This window comes from Bartonella sp. TT29SHDZB (genome assembly GCF_042193395.1).
In the GTDB taxonomy this organism is placed as follows: Bacteria; Pseudomonadota; Alphaproteobacteria; order Rhizobiales; family Rhizobiaceae; genus Bartonella.
The window spans coordinates 1-542 of record NZ_JBHILQ010000173.1 but is presented as its reverse complement, the minus strand read 5'-3'; the positions used below and the strand labels follow the sequence as shown (position 1 = coordinate 542).

The window sequence follows — 542 nt, the reverse complement described above, 5'->3', positions numbered from 1 at the left end:
GCTATTGCAACCTTTGAGCTTGATCATTCGCGCAAGTGGCTTGGAGGAGAGTTAAGCGCGCATATAGGGTTTCATAAAGGGTTGGCAATTCTTGGCGCTTATGACGATAAAGAGCAAGAGAATGCAACAAAAAATTCACCCAAAGGGCAATTTTCCAAATTGTCTTTTTCCCTAGGCTACGTGCATCCTTTTTCGCTCAAACAATATAACTTTCGCTATAACACGCTGTTTTCAGGACAATTATCACCCGACACATTGTTTAGTTCAGAGCAAATATCGCTTGGTGGTAGTTCCTCTGTGCGCGGAGTGCGTGAGGCGATTTATTACGGCAATAATGGGGCGTTTTGGCGCAATGAATTGTCGCTGTTGTTGCCAGGTTTTTCTTCGAGAATGGGGCGTAAATTTATAAGCCAATTTTCCCCTTATATGGCGCTTGATCTGGGAGCCGTAGCCAATGATGCAAACAAAAACAGTTTTGGCGGGAGCCTCGTTGGGGCAACTCTTGGTTTCCATGCAACCGGAGACATTACGGATATTGATGT

1 protein-coding gene is annotated in these 542 nt (G+C 44.8%); it reads left to right on the top strand.

Features of this window, described 5'->3' with window-relative positions; translation table 11 throughout:
• Window positions 1-542, top strand: a 542-nt coding sequence (locus ACFIJJ_RS10150; protein WP_375646863.1) for a ShlB/FhaC/HecB family hemolysin secretion/activation protein, incomplete at both ends; no start/stop codon positions are given.